This window comes from Streptomyces sp. NPDC059743, assembly GCF_042732975.1.
Taxonomy (GTDB): domain Bacteria; phylum Actinomycetota; class Actinomycetes; order Streptomycetales; family Streptomycetaceae; genus Streptomyces.
Map to the genome: position 1 here is coordinate 53,907 of NZ_JBHWGS010000001.1, position 17,141 is coordinate 71,047.

Sequence of the window (17,141 nt, forward strand, 5' to 3'; positions counted from 1 at the left end):
GTGCACAGGGCGCTTACAAGCCCAGTAGCCAGCGCCCGCCGCCGATGAGTGAACAGAGCGAGACGGCGTGGAAGAGAAACAGCCAGAGCGCCGGTGGTACATGCGTCAGCCGTCCGAGCTGGTCGGCGTCCGAATCGCCGGCTCCGCCGTGCCGGCGCTTGGCCTGGAGCTCGAACGCCGGGCGTACGCCCCCGAGGAGCAGAAACCAGACAGCCGTGTACGCGAACGCCGACTGGACGGCGGGCTCGGTCAGCCAGGAGATCAACAGGAACGCGGCACCGGTGAGGATCACGGTGAGCGCTCCGTACGCGTTGCGGATCATCACCAGCATCGCGAGCAGCAGGGCCGTCGCCAGCCAGAGCAGCAGCGTGATGTGGTGCGCGGAGAGCAGCCAGGCACCGCCGAGACCGAGCAGCGGCGGCGCGGTGTATCCCGCGGCGGCGGTGAGGATCATGCCGAGGCCCGTGGGCCTGCCACGGCTGACCGTCAGTCCCGAGGTGTCCGAGTGCAGCCGGATGCCGTCGAGCCGGCGTCCGGTGACCAGGGCTATGAGCCCGTGGCCGCCCTCGTGCGCGATGGTGATCGCGTTGCGGGAGAGCCGCCAGAGCGGACGCGGTACGACGGCTATGAGCGCGAGGGCACCGGCCAGGGCCACCAGCCAGTCCTCCGGTGCGGGCTGGGTGCCGAAGACGCGGTCCCACAGATCGGCGATCGAGGTCGAGTCGATACTGGCCATTTCTCGGGCGGCTCCTCAATTGGGTTTGCGTCGTGGCAGTGTTGCAGTCGTGGCAGTGTTGCATTTATGTGCGGACGGTATGCGGCGAGCCGGAGCCCGGAAGTTCTTCAGGGGCTCTTCGGCATAGAGAAGTGGGAGCCCGAGGAGACCCTCGCTCCCGACTGGAACGTGGCTCCGACGAAGGAGGTCTACGCGGTTCTGGAGCGTCCGGTGAAAGACGCCGCAGAGCCCGTCCCGGTTCGTCAGCTGCGCAGGCTGAAGTGGGGACTCGTACCGTCCTGGGCGAAGACGCCCGAGGGCGGAGCGCGGATGATCAACGCGCGCGCCGAGACCGTGCATGAGAAGCCCTCCTTCCGCAGGCCCTTCCTCGCGCGCCGCTGCATCCTGCCGGCCGACGGCTATTACGAGTGGGTCACCGGCTCCGACGAGCGTCAGCTCGAAGAGCAGGGCAGAAAGAAGCGTCCGCGCAAGCAGCCCTATTTCGTGACGCCCGCCGACGGCGCGGTGATGGCCATGGCCGGGCTCTACGAGTTCTGGCGCGACCGCACTCTGCCGGACGACCATCCGCAGGCCTGGTGGGTGACCTGTTCGGTGATCACGACTGAGGCGGAGAAGACGCCGCTGGCGGTCGCTCCCGCCGAAGGACCGGGCTCGCTGGCGGAGATCCACCCGAGGATGCCGCTGATGCTGACGCCGGACCGCTGGGACGCCTGGCTGGATCCGGCGCGTACGGATCCCGAGGAGCTGCGGGGGCTGCTCGAACCGCCGCCGGCCGGGCTGATGCGGGCGTATCCCGTTGCGACGGCCGTCAGCAATGTCCGCAACAACGGGCCCGAGCTGCTGGCGGAGCTGGCCGCGCCGGAGGAGAGCACGCTGTTCTGAGGGCCGCACGTTCCTGAGGGCCGTACCTCGCACGGCAGGATGAACGTGTGACGAGTGAGCCGAAAGAGACCACCGTGGACGGGCCGGAGCGCGAGAGCGTCGGGACGCCGGCCGGAGACGCGCGTATCACCTGGTACGCGGCGACGCGGCCACGGCTCGTTCTCGCCCTCGGCCATGGCGCGGGCGGCGGGATCGAGGCGCGCGACCTCCAGGCCCTCGCCGCCGCGCTGCCGCCGCTCGGCGTCACCGTCGCCCTGGTGGAGCAGCCGTGGCGAGTAGCCGGACGCAGACTGGCGCCCGCGCCCAAGACTCTCGACACGGGCTGGCGGGCGCTCTGGCCCGCGCTGGAGAAGCCGGGCCTGCCCGTTGTCGCGGGCGGGCGCAGCGCCGGCGCGCGCGTGGTCTGCCGTACGGCGCGTGAGCTGGGCGCACGCTCCGTACTCGCGCTGAGCTTTCCGCTGCATCCGCCGGGCAAGCCGGAGAAGTCACGGGCCGCCGAGCTGCTGGAGGCGGGCGTACCGACGCTGGTCGTCCAGGGCGGCAACGACACCTTCGGAAAGCACGCCGAGTTTCCTGAGGGCGCGTACGAGTTCCTGGAGGTGCCGTACGGCGATCACGGCTTCGCCGTACCGAAAAGGGCGCCTCTGTCCCAGGAGGAGGCCCTGAAAATCCTCACCGACGGTGTCGCGGAGTGGCTCTCTGCATAGGACGGCAGTAGGACGGCCGCAGCGGCAAAGAGCCGACAAAGGACAGGCAAGGGACAGGCAAGGGACGGGCACGGAAAAGACAGCCGAAGCCTTGCGGCACAAGGGAATGCCGGAGACGGGATCGCTGTTGTGGGGTGTGTAAGGACACAGGAGCTTGGAGAGGGAGTCCGTCGTATGGGTTCGACCATCTGCCCGCGTCGCTCAGACGCCGCTGACCTGGAGTGGACGGTGCTTTCGGCGGCCAAGACCGCTCCCGTCCGTACGGCGGGCGGAGCGGACCGACAGGCCCCGCCGCAGCAAGGTCGACTATTCTCCGATTCGAGTGGGTCCGCATTCGGCCCCACCACAGCGTTGGAGGAGGTGGGTCCGGTCACTGGGACCGACACAGGGACCGACGACGGCGACATCCGTGAGACCGGTGCCGAGCGCAATGCCCGTTTCGAGCGGGATGCCCTGGGCTTCCTGGACCAGATGTACTCGGCCGCGCTGCGCATGACGCGCAATCCGGCCGATGCCGAGGACCTCGTACAGGAGACCTACGCCAAGGCGTACGCCTCTTTCCACCAGTTCCGTGAGGGGACCAACCTCAAGGCGTGGATGTACCGCATCCTCACCAACACCTTCATCAACTCGTACCGCAAGAAGCAGCGCGAGCCCCAGCGCAGTGCCGCCGAGGAGATCGAGGACTGGCAGCTCGCGCGCGCCGAGTCCCATATGTCGACCGGACTGCGGTCGGCCGAGTCGCAGGCGCTCGACCACCTTCCGGACTCCGATGTGAAGGCCGCGCTCCAGGCGATTCCCGAGGAGTTCCGCATCGCGGTGTATCTCGCCGATGTCGAGGGCTTTGCCTACAAGGAGATCGCGGACATCATGGGGACACCCATTGGTACGGTCATGTCACGACTGCACCGTGGCCGCCGTCAGCTGCGCGGCATGCTGGAGGATTACGCCCGTGACCGCGGGCTTGTCCCGGCGGGTGTCGGGGAGTCGTCGGACGATCGGAAAGGTTCGGACTCATGAGCTGCGGAGAGCCGCATGAGACGGATTGCGCCGAGGTTCTCGACCACCTCTACGAGTTCCTCGACCGTGAGATGCCGGACAGCGACTGCACCAAGTTCGAGGTGCACTTCGAGGAGTGCTCACCGTGCCTGGAGAAGTACGGCCTTGAGCAGGCCGTGAAGAAGCTGGTCAAACGGTGCTGCGGACAGGACGACGTACCGAGCGATCTGCGCGCCAAGGTCATGGGACGGATCGATCTGATCAGGTCGGGACAGGCCGTACCGGAGCATGACGTGCCCACGCGTACGGGCGCGGATCTGCCGGGCGCCGCCGCCGAGTAAGCCCCGCGCGCCGAGTACGTCGCCGAGTACGTCACAGGCGCTTCGACAGGCCCACGTAGCCCCATATGCAGCTCCCATGCACTGCTCTGTGCGCACGGATTCGTCTGTGCGCATGGAACGAACTGGTGTGTGCACATAGAGCACAAGATCGGTGTGATGTCGCCCTTATGGCGGCTGTTGTCACCCAAAGGTGCTAATCGCCGCTCTCCGGCCGCCCTTCGCCGCCCCGCTCGCTAGCCTGACCGTCTGTTCGGGCCGGGACGAGGAGGGGCGAGAACGCGTGAGGGCCATACCGGGTGCGGCGCGCGCGTACATTCTGGGCACCGTGCTCTGCGCCGCCGCGTGTGTCCGTCCCGCTCTGCGCTCCGAGACTCCCTGGCCGGCGTTCGCCATGCTCGCGCTGCTCTATGTCGTCTGCGAGCTGCCCGCGCGCTGCCGCTTTCTGGGACGCTCGCCGAACGGCGCCCTGCCCGTCGCGGCCGGTTCCTTCTTCCCTGTCCTGCTCGCCGCGGCCTTTCTGCTGCCGCCCTCCGCCGCCGCGCTGGTCGCGGTGCCCGGCGCGCTGTGCGGACGGATCGAGCGGCGTCCCCGAGGCGCCCGGCGGATCTGGCGGGCCGCACAGCTCTCCCTCGCCACCTGGGCGGCTGCCCGCGCCCAGATGCTCTTCGGCGGTCCCGTCGCGCTCGGCGGCGGCGGATACGGACTGACGCGGCCCGACTTCCCGTACGTCCTGCTGCCCGCTGCGGTGGCGACTCTCGCCTTCTGCCTCGTGCTGGCCGTGCTGGACGGCGGCATCCTCGCCACCGCCGAGCGGCTTCCGCTGCGTACGGCATGGCGCGGTCTGTTCCTGCGCTCGCTCGCTCCGCACGCCGCCCACGGGCTCGCAGGTCTGATGATGGCGGTCCTGTGGCGCAGTCCCTACGGGCCGCTCTCCGCGCTCTTCGTCCTGCTGCCGATGTACATCTCGTGCTGGGTCTTCGCCCAGTACCACCGTGAGCGCGCCGCCCATCAGGCCACCATCAGGGCGCTCGTCCAGGCGGTCGACATCAAGGACACCTACACGCGCGGGCACAGCGAGCGCGTCGGGCACGCCTCCGTACTGATCGCCCATGAGCTGGGCATGGAGCCGGCCCGGATCGAGATGCTCCGGTTCGCCGGGATCCTGCACGACGTCGGCAAGCTCGGCGTCCCGACGCGCGTGCTGCGCAAGGACGGTCCGCTGACACCGGAGGAGCGCCGGGTGATCGAGCTGCATCCCGAGTACGGGCATGAAATGGTGCGCGGCATCGGCTTCCTCGGCGAGGCGCGGACGGCGATCCTCCACCACCATGAGCGGCTCGACGGCACGGGCTATCCGTACGGTCTGGCCGGGCAGGAGATTCCCGAGTTCGCCCGGGTGGTGGCCGTGGCCGACGCCTTCGACGCGATGACCTCGACGCGGTCGTACCGGCGCGGGCGGCCGGTGCCCATGGCGCTGGCGGAGCTGGAGCGGTGCGCGGGTACGCAGTTCGATCCGGAGATGGTACGGGCGCTGGCGAAGGCGCTGGACCGGCACGGCTGGCGGACGGCGGTCACGGCGGACGAGGAGGACGTGCTGCCGCCGCCTCCACCGGGCGCGGTGCCCACGCAGGGCGGCGCGGGCTCGGCGGCTGGCCGGACGACCGCCGGGCGGACGGCGGCCGGCCGGACGGCGGCCGGGAAAGCCGCGTCCGGCTCCTCGGCCGCCGCCGCGTCGGCGTCCGCCACCTCTGCCTCCGCGGGCGGGCCGACCGCGGGCGGGCCCGCCGAGCAGGCCGGTCGGGGCCGGGCTCCCGAGGCCGCCTCCGAGCCACGCGGAAACGTCCCTTCCAGCCGTACGCCCGCCGCCGATCGCGCGCCCTCCGCGCCCTCTGCGCCCGCGACCGCGCCCACCTCCCACCGGGGCCGCAGATGACCACGACCGCCGCTCTGCGCGCGATGCCCGGCGCCGGACACACCGTCTCCCTCACTCTCGTCGGTCTCTACGGCGCCGCCGGTCTGCTCACGGCCGCCGCGCTCGGCCGGGCGCTCTGGTACGGCCTCGCCGAGCCCAGGATCGCCCTCGCCTTCGGCGTACTCATCGCCGTCGGCGAACTGGCCCGCTGGGGCGCGCTGCCCGGTGAGCGCGAGCCCGCACCGCTGGGCGCCGCCGGGGCCCTCGCGTACGCCCTGCTCGGCGAGAACGCCGGACGGCCGGTCACCCACGGTGTGCTCCAGACCGTCGGCGTGGTCGTCGCGGCGGGCCTCACCGGCGCCGTACCGCATGTCGCGAGAGGATGCGGTCCCGGACTCGGCCATCTGGCCAGACGAGTCCTGACCGTGGGCTTCGCCGCGGTCTGCTTCCAGCCGCTCTACGCGGCCGGTGAGCTGCGGGAATGGTTCGGTCCCGGTCCCGCCTACGCGCTGCTGCTGCTTCTGCTGCTCGGTCTCACCGCGCTCTGCGACGCCGTACTGGCCGCCCTGATGGTGCGCGCCCGTACCCGCCATCCCTTCGGCCCTCTGCTCCGCGACGAGTTGCGCGCGCTGCTCCACATCGGCTCCGCCGTGTGCGCCACCGGCGCGGTCATCGCGCTCGGTGTCGGCGTCGCGGGACTCTGGGCGCTGCCGGTGTTCTGTGTGCCGCTGCTGCTGACCCAGCTCTCCTTCCGGCGGTACGCCTCCGTACGGACGACCTACCGGCAGACGATCGCCTCCCTCGCGCGGGCCACCGAGATCGCCGGATACACACGTCACGGACATGCCCGCAGAGTCGCCGAGCTGAGCCGCGCCGTCGGCCGTGAGCTGGGACTCTCCGGATCCGAACTGACCGTTCTGGAGTACGCGGCCCTCATGCACGACATCGGACAGCTCTCCCTCGTCGATCCCGTGCCCGAGGGCGCCACCGCCCTGCTGCCGGTGGCCGAACAGCGGCGCATCGCCCTGCTCGGCGGCGCGGTGGTCCGTCAGACCGGAGTGCCCGCCGCCGTCGCCGTGGTGGTGGAGCGGCAGGCCGATCCGTACCGGGAACAGCCGCTGCCCGCCCGGATTGTCCGCGCCGTCAATGCGTACGACGACCTGGCCGGGGAATGTGCCAGTGCGAGCGGTCCGCTCAGCGCGCTGGAGCGGCTGCGGCTCGGGACGGCGTACGACTACCAGCCCGAGGTGGTGGAATCCCTGGCGCGTGTGCTGTCCAGGGGCGGCCCGGCCGCAGGTGGGGCCGGGTAACCCATGGGTAATGAGCGGGCGTCCGACCGGGCATGGTTGGATGCGAAGAAGAGGGTGTCGAAGAAGAAGGTGTCCGGGGGCACTGACCCGAGCGACCGGCAGGCGGGAATCGTGAGGATCTTCGGGAAGGTACGGCATCGGCCCTCCGCCTCGTGGCGGCAGGCCACCGACCGCGCGTTCACGCTGATCGGTGACGGCCGGTACGAGGACGCGGGCGCGCTGCTCACGCGCGCGGCGGACCTGGAGCCCTGGCTCTCGGAGTCCTGGTTCAATCTGGCGCTGCTGCACAAGTTCCGGCACGACTGGGAGCAGGCGCGCGCCGCCGGGCTGCGCGCCGTCGCCCTGCTGGACAAGGAGACCGGCGCGCCCGACTGGTGGAACGTCGGGATCGCCGCCACCGCGCTCCAGGACTGGCCGCTGGCCCGCCGGGCCTGGCAGGCGTACGGGCTGAAGGTGCCCGGCAATCCGCACAGCGTCGAGGCCAACGGCGAGCCGGAGGGCATGGAGCTCGGCAGCGCGGCCGTCCGGCTCTCGCCCGAGGGCGAGGCCGAGGTCGTCTGGGGCCGCAGGCTCGACCCGGCCAGGATCGAGGTGCTGTCCATCCCGCTGCCCTCGTCGGGCCGCCGCTGGGGCGAGGTCGTGCTGCACGACGGCGTACCGAACGGCGAGCGCACGACGGCCGCGGGCCCGGACGGCGCCACCCGCGCGTACCCGGTCTTCGACGAGATCGAGCTGTGGGCGCCCTCGCCCGTGCCGACCTGGGTGGTGCTGCTGGAGGCGGCGACCGAGGACGACAGGGACGCCCTGGAGCGGCTGGCCGCCGACGCCGGATTCGCCGCCGAGGACTGGTCGTCCTCGGTACGGCTGCTCTGCCGGGCCTGTTCGGAGAGCCGGATGCCGAGCGCCGAGGGCGACGGTGAACATCTCGATCCGCACGACCACAGCGAGCCGGGCCATCCGGGACCGCTGGGCCACCGTACGGCGGGCGAGCTGTGGGCGCCGGAGCGCGAGTGCGGGATCGCGGCGCCGCCGGGACTGGTGCGCGGGCTGCTCGACGGCTGGGTCGCCGACAGCCCGGACACGCGTGAGTGGCGCGATCTCGAAGAGGTCTGCTGAGTCTGGTGGGAGCCGGGCCGGGAGCGCTGGGCAGGGCGCGGTGGGCAGGGCGCGGCGGAAAGCGCCGGGCATGATACGGCGTTCCGTGGGCGGGTGGGCGGATGTCCACAGGCTTGGATGTTCATGGACGGCGGATGTCCACAGAGCGCCGATGTCCGGGGAAAGGTGCCCTTAGGCTGTACGGGCACATCGCGCACAGCGCGCGGATCGTGCGGGCAGCATCGGGTACCGAGGAAGGCGTACTGCGGACATGGCGCAGCAGGAGACGGACCAGCGGATCGACAGTGGGGCCTCCGTGGCGGAGCAGGAGGACGGGTTCGTCGTGGACACGGAGGACGCCGAGGCGCGTGAGCTGGCGCACCGCGAGCGCGGTACGTCCCGTCCGATCACCGTCGTGGGCAATCCCGTGCTGCACCGGGAGTGCCGGGACGTCACGGAGTTCGACGACTCGCTCGCCGCGCTGATCGACGACATGTTCGCGAGCCAGCGCACGGCCGAGGGCGTGGGCCTCGCCGCGAACCAGATCGGGGTGGACCTCAAGGTCTTCATCTACGACTGCCCGGACGACGACGGCGTACGGCATGTCGGCGCCGTCTGCAACCCGGTGCTGGAGGAACTGCCGCCGGAGGAGCGGCATCTGGACGACTCCAACGAGGGCTGCCTGTCCGTGCCGACGGCGTACGCGTCGCTCGCGCGCCCCGACTACGCGGTGGTGCGCGGCCAGGACGCCCAGGGCAAGCCGATCAAGGTGCGCGGCACGGGTTATTTCGCGCGCTGCCTCCAGCACGAGACGGACCATCTCTACGGCCGCCTGTACATCGACCGGCTCTCGAAGCGCGACCGCAAGGACGCGTTGCGGCAGATGGCGGAGAACACGCCGCGCTACGAGATCGTGCCGAACGACTGAGGCGTCCTGCCCTTCGCCTCTTGCCCTTCGTCCTCTGCCCTTCGTCCTCTTCCCCGGCGAGCGCGCCGGGGTGCCGTCGGCGAGCCCGGCGCGCAGTGCCGGGCTTCGGGCTTCGGGCTTCGTACGGAACATCGTGACGGCGGTGCTCAGTTCGGGTCTGATGCCCATGAACCGGGCGCCGACCGCTCCGATCGCGTTCTGTGGAAGCCCGGTTGACGCGCGTCGACCCGTGCGCCAGTCTCTCCGTACATCACAGCCCGACCCCCGCTCTCACGAGGAGACCCAATGCTCCGACGTACGGCGAGACTTCTGCTCAGCTTTGTCATGGCCATGTCTTTCGCCTGGGCCGGTTCGCTCGTCACGGCCGGTACGGCGCACGCCGACGGCTGTTACACCTGGTCCCGCACCCTCTCCCAGGGAACCTCCGGCGCCGATGTCACCCAGCTCCAGATCCGGGTCGCCGGCTACCCGGGCAGCGGTGGCGTACTGGCCATCGACGGTGAGTTCGGACCGGCGACCGCCGCGGCCGTCACGCGCTTCCAGTCGGCGTACGGGCTGGCGGCCGACGGAGTCGCGGGCCCTGCCACCTTCAGCAAGATCTACTCCCTCCAGGACGACGACTGCACGCCGATCCACTTCAGCTATGCCGAGCTGAACACCTGCAACAGCACCTGGGCGGGCGGCGCGGTGGACGCGGCCACCGCCAAGTCGAACGCCCTGCGCACCATGTGGAAGCTGGAGGCGCTCCGGCACGCGCTCGGCGACCAGCCCATCCGGGTCACCAGCGGCTTCCGCTCCCAGGCCTGCAACAGCTCGGTCGGCGGAGCGTCGAGCAGCCGCCATCTCTACGGTGACGCCGCCGACCTCGGCTCGGGACCGCACTCCCTGTGCACCTTGGCCCAGAACGCCCGTAACCACGGCTTCAACGGGATCCTCGGCCCGGGCTACCCGGACCACAACGACCACGCCCATGTCGACCACCGGCCGAGCCGCTTCTGGTCGGCGCCGAGCTGCGGCATCTGAGGACAGTCCGGCAGTCCGGGCATGAGCGGTACGGGGCCTCACGCGGCGTGCGTCACGCGGCGTGCGTGGGGCCCCGGAACGTACGCCGGTAGGCGTTCGGCGTCGTCCCGAGCGTCCGCAGGAAGTGATGGCGCAGTCCCGCCGCGTTCCCGAAACCGGACCGTCCCGCCACGCTGTCCACCGTCTCGTCCGTCGCCTCCAGCAACTCCTGTGCCAGCAGCACCCGTTGGCGCAGCAGCCAGCGGTACGGAGTCGTCCCCGTCTCCTGCTGGAAGCGGCGGGCGAAGGTGCGCGGTGACATATGGGCCCGCGCGGCCAACTGCTCGACGGTCATCTCACGGTCGAGATGGCGCTCCATCCACCCGAGGACCTCGCCGACCGTGTCACAGGGAGTCCTCGGCAGCGGGCGCTTGATGAACTGGGCCTGCCCGCCGTCCCGGTGCGGCGGCACCACCATGCGGCGGGCGATCGCGTTGGCGACCTCGGGCCCGTGCTCCTCCCGTACGAGATGGAGGCAGGCGTCGATCCCGGCGGCCGTGCCCGCCGAGGTGATGACCGGGCCCTCGTCCACGTACAGCACATCCGGCTCGACAACCGCCCGTGGATACGTACGGGCCAGCTCCGTCGCGTGCCGCCAGTGGGCCGCGCAGCGGCGGCCGTCCAGCAGCCCGGCGGCGGCGAGCACGAAGACACCGGAGCAGACGCTCAGCACCCGCGAGCCACGGTCCACGGCGCGGCGCAGAGCCGCGAGCAGCTCCGGTGGATACGCGCGGCTGACGTAGGAGTCTCCGGCGGGTACGGCGATCAGATCGGCCTCCTCCAGCCGGTCGAGGCCGTGCATACCGCTGAGCGTGAACCCGGCGTGGGTCCGCAGCACGGGCCCTTCCGCCGAGACCACGGCGAAGTCATGGACGGGCAGGCCCTCGTCGCTGCGGTCGAGGCCGAAGATCTCGCAGACGACGCCGAGTTCGAAGGGATGCACACCGTCCAGCAGAACCGCTGCCACATTGTTCAGCATGGATCCAGTGTGGCAGCAATTCGATGGTTGATGACAGTCCTGCCACTGCTCCTCCTCGGACGGAACGGCGAGAGTGAGGACATGGACATCTTCCTCACGGTTCTCGCCCTTATCACCCTCTTTGTTCTGCTCGCCCTGCCGTCCCTGGTCTGGTACCTCAAGGACCGCGCGATCGACCGCCAGCTACGCCGGGCTGAACGGGAGCGGATCGCGGAGGCCCTCGACAGCCCGGCGGGCGGGGAACATACCCGACCGCACGCGTCGACTGCTACCCTTCGTCGCGAATCCATCACTTTGCGTCACTGAGGGAGTGCGTGTGAAGGTCGCCTGCGTCGGTGGCGGGCCCGCCGGCCTGTACTTCTCGATCCTGATGAAGCGGCAGGACCCGTCCCATGACATCACCGTCTACGAGCGGAACCCGGCCGGGTCGACATACGGCTGGGGCGTGACCTACTGGGGCGGCCTCATCGAGAAGCTCCGCCGTAACGATCCCGAGTCCGCGCGCGCCATCAGCGAGAGCTCGGTCCGCTGGAGCGACGGGACCGCGCATGTCCGGGACCGTACGACCGTGCACCACGGCGACGAGGGCTTCGGCATCGGCCGCCGCGGGCTGCTCGACCTCCTCGCCGACCGGGCCGGATCGCTCGGCGTACGGCTGGAGTTCGAGCACACGGTCGACGGCGCGGCCGAGCCGCCCGAGGCCGATCTGGTCGTCGCTTGCGACGGCGTCGGCAGCGGGCTGCGCGAGCGCCACGCCGACCACTTCGGCACCGAGTCCTCGGCCGGCCGGAACATGTACATCTGGCTCGGCACCACCAAGGTCTTCGACTCCTTCACCTTCGCCTTCGTGGAGACCGAGCACGGCTGGATCTGGTGCTACGGCTACGGGTTCAGCGCGGAGCACAGCACCTGCATCGTCGAGTGCTCACCGGCCACCTGGCAGGGGCTCGGCCTCCACCGGGCGAGCGAGGCCGAGGGCCTGGCCCTGCTGGAGCGGCTCTTCGCCGGACCGCTGGACGGGCACCGGCTGATCGGCCGGTCGCACACCGACGGCGCCGCGCAGTGGCTCAACTTCCGTACGCTCACCAACCGGACCTGGTACCGGGGCAATCTGGTCCTGCTCGGCGACGCCGCGCACACCACGCACTACTCCATCGGCGCGGGCACCACCCTCGCGCTGGAGGACGCCATCGCCCTCGCCGGCGCCCTGCGCGCCCACACGGACCTCCGTCCCGCCCTCGCCCACTACGAACGCGAACGCAAGTCCGCCCTCCTCCCGGTCCAGAGCGCCGCCCGCTACAGCGCCCAGTGGTACGAGAACCTCCCTCGCTACATCAACCTGGCCCCGGCCCATATGTTCGCCCTCCTCGGCCAGCGCCACTCACCTCTGCTCCCGCACATCCCGCCCCAGCTCTACTACCGCATCGACAGAGCGGCCGAACAGCTGGAACCCTTGCGCAAACTGAAGCGCTGGCTGGGCCCCAAAGTAGCCCGCTCCCTCCACACCCGCTCGGGCGCTACGCGGGCGTAGCGGCACGGTGCAGTCCGGTGAGACGGGCCGTTTCATCCTCGCGGAAGGCCGCGACCTCGTGGCACATCCGGCTCATGACGAATTCACCGAGAGAAACACACAGGTCCATGCGCTGAATGCATACACCGATCATGAACGGGCCGTCCTGGGCGCGGTACATGCGCACGCCGTAGTAGCCCTCCTGGCAGTCCCGCTCGTTGTTGAAGCGGCAGTCCGCGCAGGTCGTCGGCAGACGTACCTGACGGATGCTTTTCGCGTACAGGGTGCGGCCGTCCGGCAGGCGGTAGCGGGTGCGCTGGTCGGAGGCGCCGGCGGTGATGGTGCGCTGAACGGGAACCGCGCCCAGGTGATCCACGACGTTCCGCATGGCGGCGAGCGACGCGCCGTCGTCTTCGAGCGAGACCAGCATGCGTACCACCACGGTCCGTCCGTGCTCCTCGATGATGCGCAGGACTCGTTCCACATGGGAGCTGTCAGGGATCACGATGTTGGCCGAGACTTTCACTCCGTGCCTGGACGCGGCTTCGATGGTCGCGCCGAGCGCGGCGAGTTTCCGCGCGGCGAGCCTGGGCGACGCCAGGCGTGGTGCTTGCACCGCGGCCAGTTCTTCGGGTGTCGTCCCGAAGACGCTGAGGTTGATGCGGTCCAGCCCGGCCGCCGCGCACTCCGGCAGGACCGCTGCTCCGTTCTCGCCGTTGGAGGTAAGTCCGACGGTCAGGCCGAGACGGCGCGCGATCCTGATCAGACCGGGCAGATCGGGGTGCAGGGTGGGCTCACCTCCGGTGAAGTGGACTTCGTTCGTCGGCAGACTTCCCCGAACGGCGGCCAGGGCGAGGGCGAAATCGGCGTCCGGTTTGATCCTCTCCGGTAGGAAGTCGGCCCCGTTGGTACGCAGATAGATGGACACCCGGCCGGTCCGGCCGGGTGCACCTGTGAACTCCCCGATCTGACGGCCCCGGTTGTCCGTCGCTACGGGGGTGCCCTCGTTGTGGCAGAAGGTGCATGCCAGCCCGCAGTCGTCGATGATCTTGACGCGGAGGGTGCGATCAGGCACCACCGTGACGGGTGTGTGTCCCGCTTCGTATGCCACCGTGCCACCTCCGGATCAGAACCGCAGATCAGTGATCGATTCGAGGTCGATCCCGTACCGGGTGAACACCTTGACGGTGTTCTCGCTCGTCAGTTCCTCCTTCGGGATGGACAGACGCTTCGCGGCGGCCCACACCTGTTCCGCGTCGTCACCTTCGATCTCCAGGTACGGCGGGATGAGCGGCCAGGAGTCGATCTCCAGCCGTACGCCGTTCAGGAGCCAGGAGTCCCGGCGGTTCTCCTGATAGGATCTCGGCGGGATTCCCATACGGCCCAGAAGAATGTGTGTGGTCTCGAAATCCCCGACGGGTGTCTCGGTTTCACGTGTTCCATCGATGGCGTCAGAGATGATTTCCTTCACGCACAGGGTCACATCACCACCGGTGTCGCGAAGCCGAATCCATCGTCCGGCCACCGCGGGAACGGTGTCGTAGACGTAGCGGCGCATAAGCCGCTCGGCCACATGCTCACCACCCGCGTCCGCGATCCGCGCGGCCATCGCGGCAGGATCCACGTTCAGATATTTCGCTTCGTACTCGACAGTTGGCATGACTCTCCGTTTCCTGCTGACATGCTCCATCTGCAATGACGGTAGGCGAGCGACGAGTTCGTCCCCAACGAACTTGCAGTGCATTGCAGCTGGATCAGCGGAACGCGCGCATGGCGTCGTTGATGAGCGTGCGCGCCGGGGTGCCGAAAACGGCGGACTTGCTCAACTCCGCGAACGCCCTGATGTAGTCGTGCGCCTCACTCGGAGCGGTTACGTTGACCTCGGCCGTCAGCGTCTCGACGCTCACCAGTCGGTCGTCGAAGAGATAGAACGCCTCCAGGGGCCATATCGTGCGTTCGGCAGCGGCCGGAATGATCCCGAGGGAGAGAGCGGGCAGCGACAAGACCGAGAGCAGGTGGCCGAGTTGGCCGGCCATCACCTCGGCGTTTCCCAAGCGGTGGCGCAGGACCGCTTCCTCAAGCAGGACCGCGAAGGTGTGCTCGCCCTGGTGCAGCACACGCGCCCGCTCCATACGTGTTGCCACGGCCTCAGCCAGATCGTCGGGCGTGTCCTGGAACTCCGTGATCATCCTCATGAGCGCAGTTGCATACGGCGGCGTCTGTAAGAGTCCGGGAACGACATTCGAGCAGTAGATCCGAAAAGTCCGTGTCCGCTCGTACAACGGCAGAAGCTCGGCCTGGGCCCTGCGCATTCCTGTTCGGTGCCGGCGCTTCCACTGGATATACATCGACTCGGCAGTCCGATTGGCGGCCACCAGGTCCGGAGCCTGATCGGCGGCACCGCAAGCGGCGCACCAGGCCCGGATGTCGGCGTCGGACGGAGCGGTCCTGGCGCCCTCGATTCGCGAGGACTTGGACTCGCTCCAGCCGCACCGCACGCCGAGTTCACGCCCGGTGAGCTCGGCGTCCTTACGTAGTTCGCCCAGACGCTCGGCCAGGGCTTTGCGTGCGGCCTGGGCCGTGGAGAGTGGAGACAGTGACATGAAAGCGCTACCAGGCGTTCGGTGTTCCTCGTTTGGTGTTCCTCTGGGTTAAACCGTGAATTCCGCGTGAGGGACGCCGCGTTCCCACACCGACTCGAATGAGGAGACACAGAATTTGACCAAATTCGCGTCTTCGGTGAAGTCCGTACGAATCCACTGTCCCGGACCGTCGAAGATATTGAACTGGACCAGCCGCTCGTCAAAGATCCAGAGGTCATTTCCGGGGAGAGCGAGATCCGAAGCCCGGTCTCTTGGCAACCAGCGCACCTGCTCTCCCGCATCGATGTTCATCTGGGTGCCCGCATGCTCGTAGCGGATGTACTCGGACACCGTCACCGACACGACCCGGGCACGGCGGACAACGACGCCACGAGATGTGGCCTCGTTCACCAGGTCGAGCCAGGACTGCCGGTCGGCACGCTCCCGCTGCTCGCTCCACTCCCCGCGCCGGAACGCCGCGAAGTTGTCGGCCTCGTTGTCCACGCCGTACGAGTCACGCAGCTCCAGATGAACGGCGGAGCGCTGCACCCCCGCCATGATTTCAGCGAAGCTCTCCACGCTCTGCGACATCACACGCCTCCCTCAGCACCGGTACCAGGCGAGCCGGGATCCGGATCACCGTCTCGTTCGTCGGAATCCCCGTCGCATGGCCCGGGATCTCGAACTCGGCACACTCCCGCTCGGTCTGTACGTCGGCCCGCCAGCCCTGAATGACCAGATCGGCGGTGTCCGGGTCGACCCAGACGGTCGGCGAACCGTTGCCCCCGGTGTTGGGATCGATGCCGATGAACCGTAAAGCCATAGTGACCTCACTTCACGTGGGTGAGGCTGTCGACGGTAGGAGTTCGGTGAGGTTGGGTTCAACGAGCTTGCAGGGACTTGCAGATTTGGGTAGTGGCGTACGAGATGAAGGTGGCCCATTGGTCGGCGGGGAAGCGGAGTATGGGGCCTTGGGGGTTCTTGGAGTCGCGCAGGTGCGTGGTGGCGCGGGTGGTTGCTACCTCCACGCACTCTCCACCGCTGGTTCCGCTGTAGCTGCTCTTGATCCAGGCCACTTCTACGCAGTTGCCGCCGCCCGATCCGCTGTAGCTGCTCTTGAACCAGTGCAGTTGGGCGGTTCCGACCGCAACCTGTTCCGTACTCATGCCTCTCCTGCCACACGCTCGATGAGACGTGCAGACTCCTCTACGTTCAGCGCCTGCGTGCGCAGCTTGCCATAGCGCAGTCCGAACGCACTGACACTTGCGGCGTCGGTGATCACCACTCCCACATCCTGGGATTCGATGTAGCCGATCCGCCGATGTTCCAAGGTCTCCAGAATCACCATAGGTCCGTTGAGCCCTGGGTGGAAACCTCGGTCCGAGGGCATGATCTGGATCTCGACGTTGCGCATGAGCCCCAGTCGCAGCAGGTGCTGAAGCTGCGCCTTCATCACATCGGCATTGCCCACCGTGCTGGTCAGGGCCGATTCGCCGATGATGAAGCATGTCTCTACCAGGGGCGTCCGCGTCAGCAACTTCTGTCGGCTGAGCCGGGCTTCGAGATGCTGCTCGACGGTCTCCTCGGAGAGCGAAGGGCAGTGCGCTGAGAACAGCGCCTGCGCGTAGTCCTCGGTCTGGAGCAGGCCGGGGATCAGGAGGGGATCGAAGTCGTACCTGCTGACTGCCTCTGTCTCGATCGAGGCGAAGTCCTGGAAGAAGGCCGGGAGTTTGGCAAGATCCACATCGTCCTGCAAGACCGACAGCGTCCCGCCCGCGCTCAGCGTTGTCTCCGCCGCCGCTGTGAACGCGGTCTTTGCCGGTCTGCGGCCCTGTTCGATCGAGGCGACCTGTTCGTACGAGTAGCCCACCGCGTCCGCCAGTTCCTGCCGGGTCAGTCCGGATCGTTCGCGGAAGAGTTTGACCAGCTTGCCGTAGCCGACCCAGATGGCCGGTCGGTCGTCGTCCCGTGCCCGTTGTTTCTTCTGGCGGGTGCTCGTCATACGCCTCACATCCCAACGTGCCAATACGCGAATGCGGTTGAGGATCCAACAGGCATCCCGGCGCCGAAGTCACGGGCTGTGACCCGTACAACCGCA

The 17,141-nt window shown here is 68.9% G+C and carries 19 protein-coding genes and 1 pseudogene; 11 read left to right on the forward strand and 9 right to left on the reverse strand.

Annotated features, from left to right (window positions below; genetic code table 11):
- Nucleotides 1-13: 13 nt before the first annotated feature.
- Nucleotides 14-736: a M50 family metallopeptidase gene (locus ACFV6H_RS00230; protein WP_384784014.1), complete on the reverse strand. Its 723-nt coding sequence runs from the start codon at nt 734-736 to the stop codon at nt 14-16.
- A gap of 66 nt (nt 737-802) precedes the next feature.
- On the opposite strand from ACFV6H_RS00230, the gene ACFV6H_RS00235 reads away from it, so the two are divergent.
- The 9 genes and pseudogenes from ACFV6H_RS00235 to ACFV6H_RS00275 all read left to right on the forward strand — a co-directional run bounded on the left by ACFV6H_RS00235 (nt 803) and on the right by ACFV6H_RS00275 (nt 9,933).
- On the forward strand, nt 803-1,618 hold the full coding sequence (locus tag ACFV6H_RS00235) for an SOS response-associated peptidase (protein ID WP_093596398.1): 816 nt from the start codon (nt 803-805) through the stop codon (nt 1,616-1,618).
- Nucleotides 1,619-1,665: 47 nt separating this feature from the next.
- Nucleotides 1,666-2,325 carry an alpha/beta family hydrolase gene (locus ACFV6H_RS00240; RefSeq protein ID WP_385536658.1) on the forward strand — a complete coding sequence of 220 codons (660 nt, stop codon included), beginning with the start codon at nt 1,666-1,668 and terminating at the stop codon, nt 2,323-2,325.
- A gap of 360 nt (nt 2,326-2,685) precedes the next feature.
- Nucleotides 2,686-3,345 (forward strand): sigma-70 family RNA polymerase sigma factor, encoded by a 660-nt coding sequence (locus ACFV6H_RS00245; protein ID WP_066955368.1) that lies wholly within the window; start codon nt 2,686-2,688, stop codon nt 3,343-3,345.
- Nucleotides 3,342-3,665 carry a mycothiol system anti-sigma-R factor gene (gene rsrA / locus ACFV6H_RS00250; RefSeq protein ID WP_384784019.1) on the forward strand — a complete coding sequence of 108 codons (324 nt, stop codon included), beginning with the start codon at nt 3,342-3,344 and terminating at the stop codon, nt 3,663-3,665. Before ACFV6H_RS00245 ends, rsrA begins: the two co-directional genes overlap by 4 nt.
- A gap of 280 nt (nt 3,666-3,945) precedes the next feature.
- Nucleotides 3,946-5,331, forward strand: a pseudogene (locus ACFV6H_RS00255) (HD-GYP domain-containing protein); the annotation flags it as partial.
- A gap of 290 nt (nt 5,332-5,621) precedes the next feature.
- The gene (locus tag ACFV6H_RS00260; protein ID WP_385537874.1) at nt 5,622-6,887 is read left to right on the forward strand and encodes an HD-GYP domain-containing protein; all 1,266 of its coding nucleotides are present in this window, start codon (nt 5,622-5,624) and stop codon (nt 6,885-6,887) included.
- A gap of 111 nt (nt 6,888-6,998) precedes the next feature.
- Nucleotides 6,999-8,003 (forward strand): tetratricopeptide repeat domain-containing protein, encoded by a 1,005-nt coding sequence (locus tag ACFV6H_RS00265; protein WP_046499352.1) that lies wholly within the window; start codon nt 6,999-7,001, stop codon nt 8,001-8,003.
- Nucleotides 8,004-8,253: 250 nt separating this feature from the next.
- The gene (gene def, locus ACFV6H_RS00270; protein ID WP_385536663.1) at nt 8,254-8,910 is read left to right on the forward strand and encodes a peptide deformylase; all 657 of its coding nucleotides are present in this window, start codon (nt 8,254-8,256) and stop codon (nt 8,908-8,910) included.
- A gap of 285 nt (nt 8,911-9,195) precedes the next feature.
- Nucleotides 9,196-9,933 carry a D-Ala-D-Ala carboxypeptidase family metallohydrolase gene (locus tag ACFV6H_RS00275; RefSeq protein ID WP_384784023.1) on the forward strand — a complete coding sequence of 246 codons (738 nt, stop codon included), beginning with the start codon at nt 9,196-9,198 and terminating at the stop codon, nt 9,931-9,933.
- A 52-nt stretch (nt 9,934-9,985) separates the two neighbouring features.
- On the opposite strand, the gene ACFV6H_RS00280 is transcribed toward ACFV6H_RS00275, so the two are convergent.
- Complete coding sequence (locus ACFV6H_RS00280; RefSeq protein WP_384976228.1) at nt 9,986-10,951, reverse strand: helix-turn-helix domain-containing protein; 966 nt, start codon at nt 10,949-10,951, stop codon at nt 9,986-9,988.
- A gap of 81 nt (nt 10,952-11,032) precedes the next feature.
- Between ACFV6H_RS00280 and ACFV6H_RS00285 the strand changes: the two genes are divergently transcribed.
- Together ACFV6H_RS00285 and ACFV6H_RS00290 are read left to right on the forward strand one after the other, a co-directional pair.
- Nucleotides 11,033-11,257: a hypothetical protein gene (locus ACFV6H_RS00285; protein WP_385536667.1), complete on the forward strand. Its 225-nt coding sequence runs from the start codon at nt 11,033-11,035 to the stop codon at nt 11,255-11,257.
- Nucleotides 11,258-11,267: 10 nt separating this feature from the next.
- A complete protein-coding gene (locus ACFV6H_RS00290; protein WP_385536670.1) occupies nt 11,268-12,482 on the forward strand; it encodes an FAD-dependent monooxygenase in 1,215 nt (404 codons plus the stop codon).
- Here ACFV6H_RS00290 and ACFV6H_RS00295 read toward each other — a convergent pair.
- From ACFV6H_RS00295 to ACFV6H_RS00325, 7 genes are all read right to left on the reverse strand, one after another.
- Nucleotides 12,469-13,572, reverse strand: coding sequence for a radical SAM protein (locus tag ACFV6H_RS00295; protein ID WP_385536673.1), 1,104 nt, complete (start codon nt 13,570-13,572; stop codon nt 12,469-12,471). The genes ACFV6H_RS00290 and ACFV6H_RS00295 overlap by 14 nt on opposite strands.
- Before the next feature lie 15 nt (nt 13,573-13,587).
- Nucleotides 13,588-14,121: a CYTH domain-containing protein gene (locus tag ACFV6H_RS00300; RefSeq protein ID WP_385536676.1), complete on the reverse strand. Its 534-nt coding sequence runs from the start codon at nt 14,119-14,121 to the stop codon at nt 13,588-13,590.
- 94 nt (nt 14,122-14,215) lie between these two features.
- Complete coding sequence (locus tag ACFV6H_RS00305; protein ID WP_385536678.1) at nt 14,216-15,064, reverse strand: helix-turn-helix domain-containing protein; 849 nt, start codon at nt 15,062-15,064, stop codon at nt 14,216-14,218.
- Nucleotides 15,065-15,112: 48 nt separating this feature from the next.
- Nucleotides 15,113-15,634, reverse strand: coding sequence for a DUF6879 family protein (locus ACFV6H_RS00310; protein WP_385536681.1), 522 nt, complete (start codon nt 15,632-15,634; stop codon nt 15,113-15,115).
- Nucleotides 15,606-15,866 carry a hypothetical protein gene (locus ACFV6H_RS00315; protein WP_385536684.1) on the reverse strand — a complete coding sequence of 87 codons (261 nt, stop codon included), beginning with the start codon at nt 15,864-15,866 and terminating at the stop codon, nt 15,606-15,608. The genes ACFV6H_RS00310 and ACFV6H_RS00315 overlap by 29 nt, the downstream gene beginning before the upstream one ends.
- Before the next feature lie 58 nt (nt 15,867-15,924).
- Nucleotides 15,925-16,209, reverse strand: a complete 285-nt coding sequence (locus tag ACFV6H_RS00320) for a DUF397 domain-containing protein (RefSeq protein WP_385536687.1) — start codon at nt 16,207-16,209, stop codon at nt 15,925-15,927.
- Nucleotides 16,206-17,045, reverse strand: coding sequence for a Scr1 family TA system antitoxin-like transcriptional regulator (locus ACFV6H_RS00325; protein ID WP_385536690.1), 840 nt, complete (start codon nt 17,043-17,045; stop codon nt 16,206-16,208). Before ACFV6H_RS00325 ends, ACFV6H_RS00320 begins: the two co-directional genes overlap by 4 nt.
- Nucleotides 17,046-17,141: the final 96 nt, after the last annotated feature.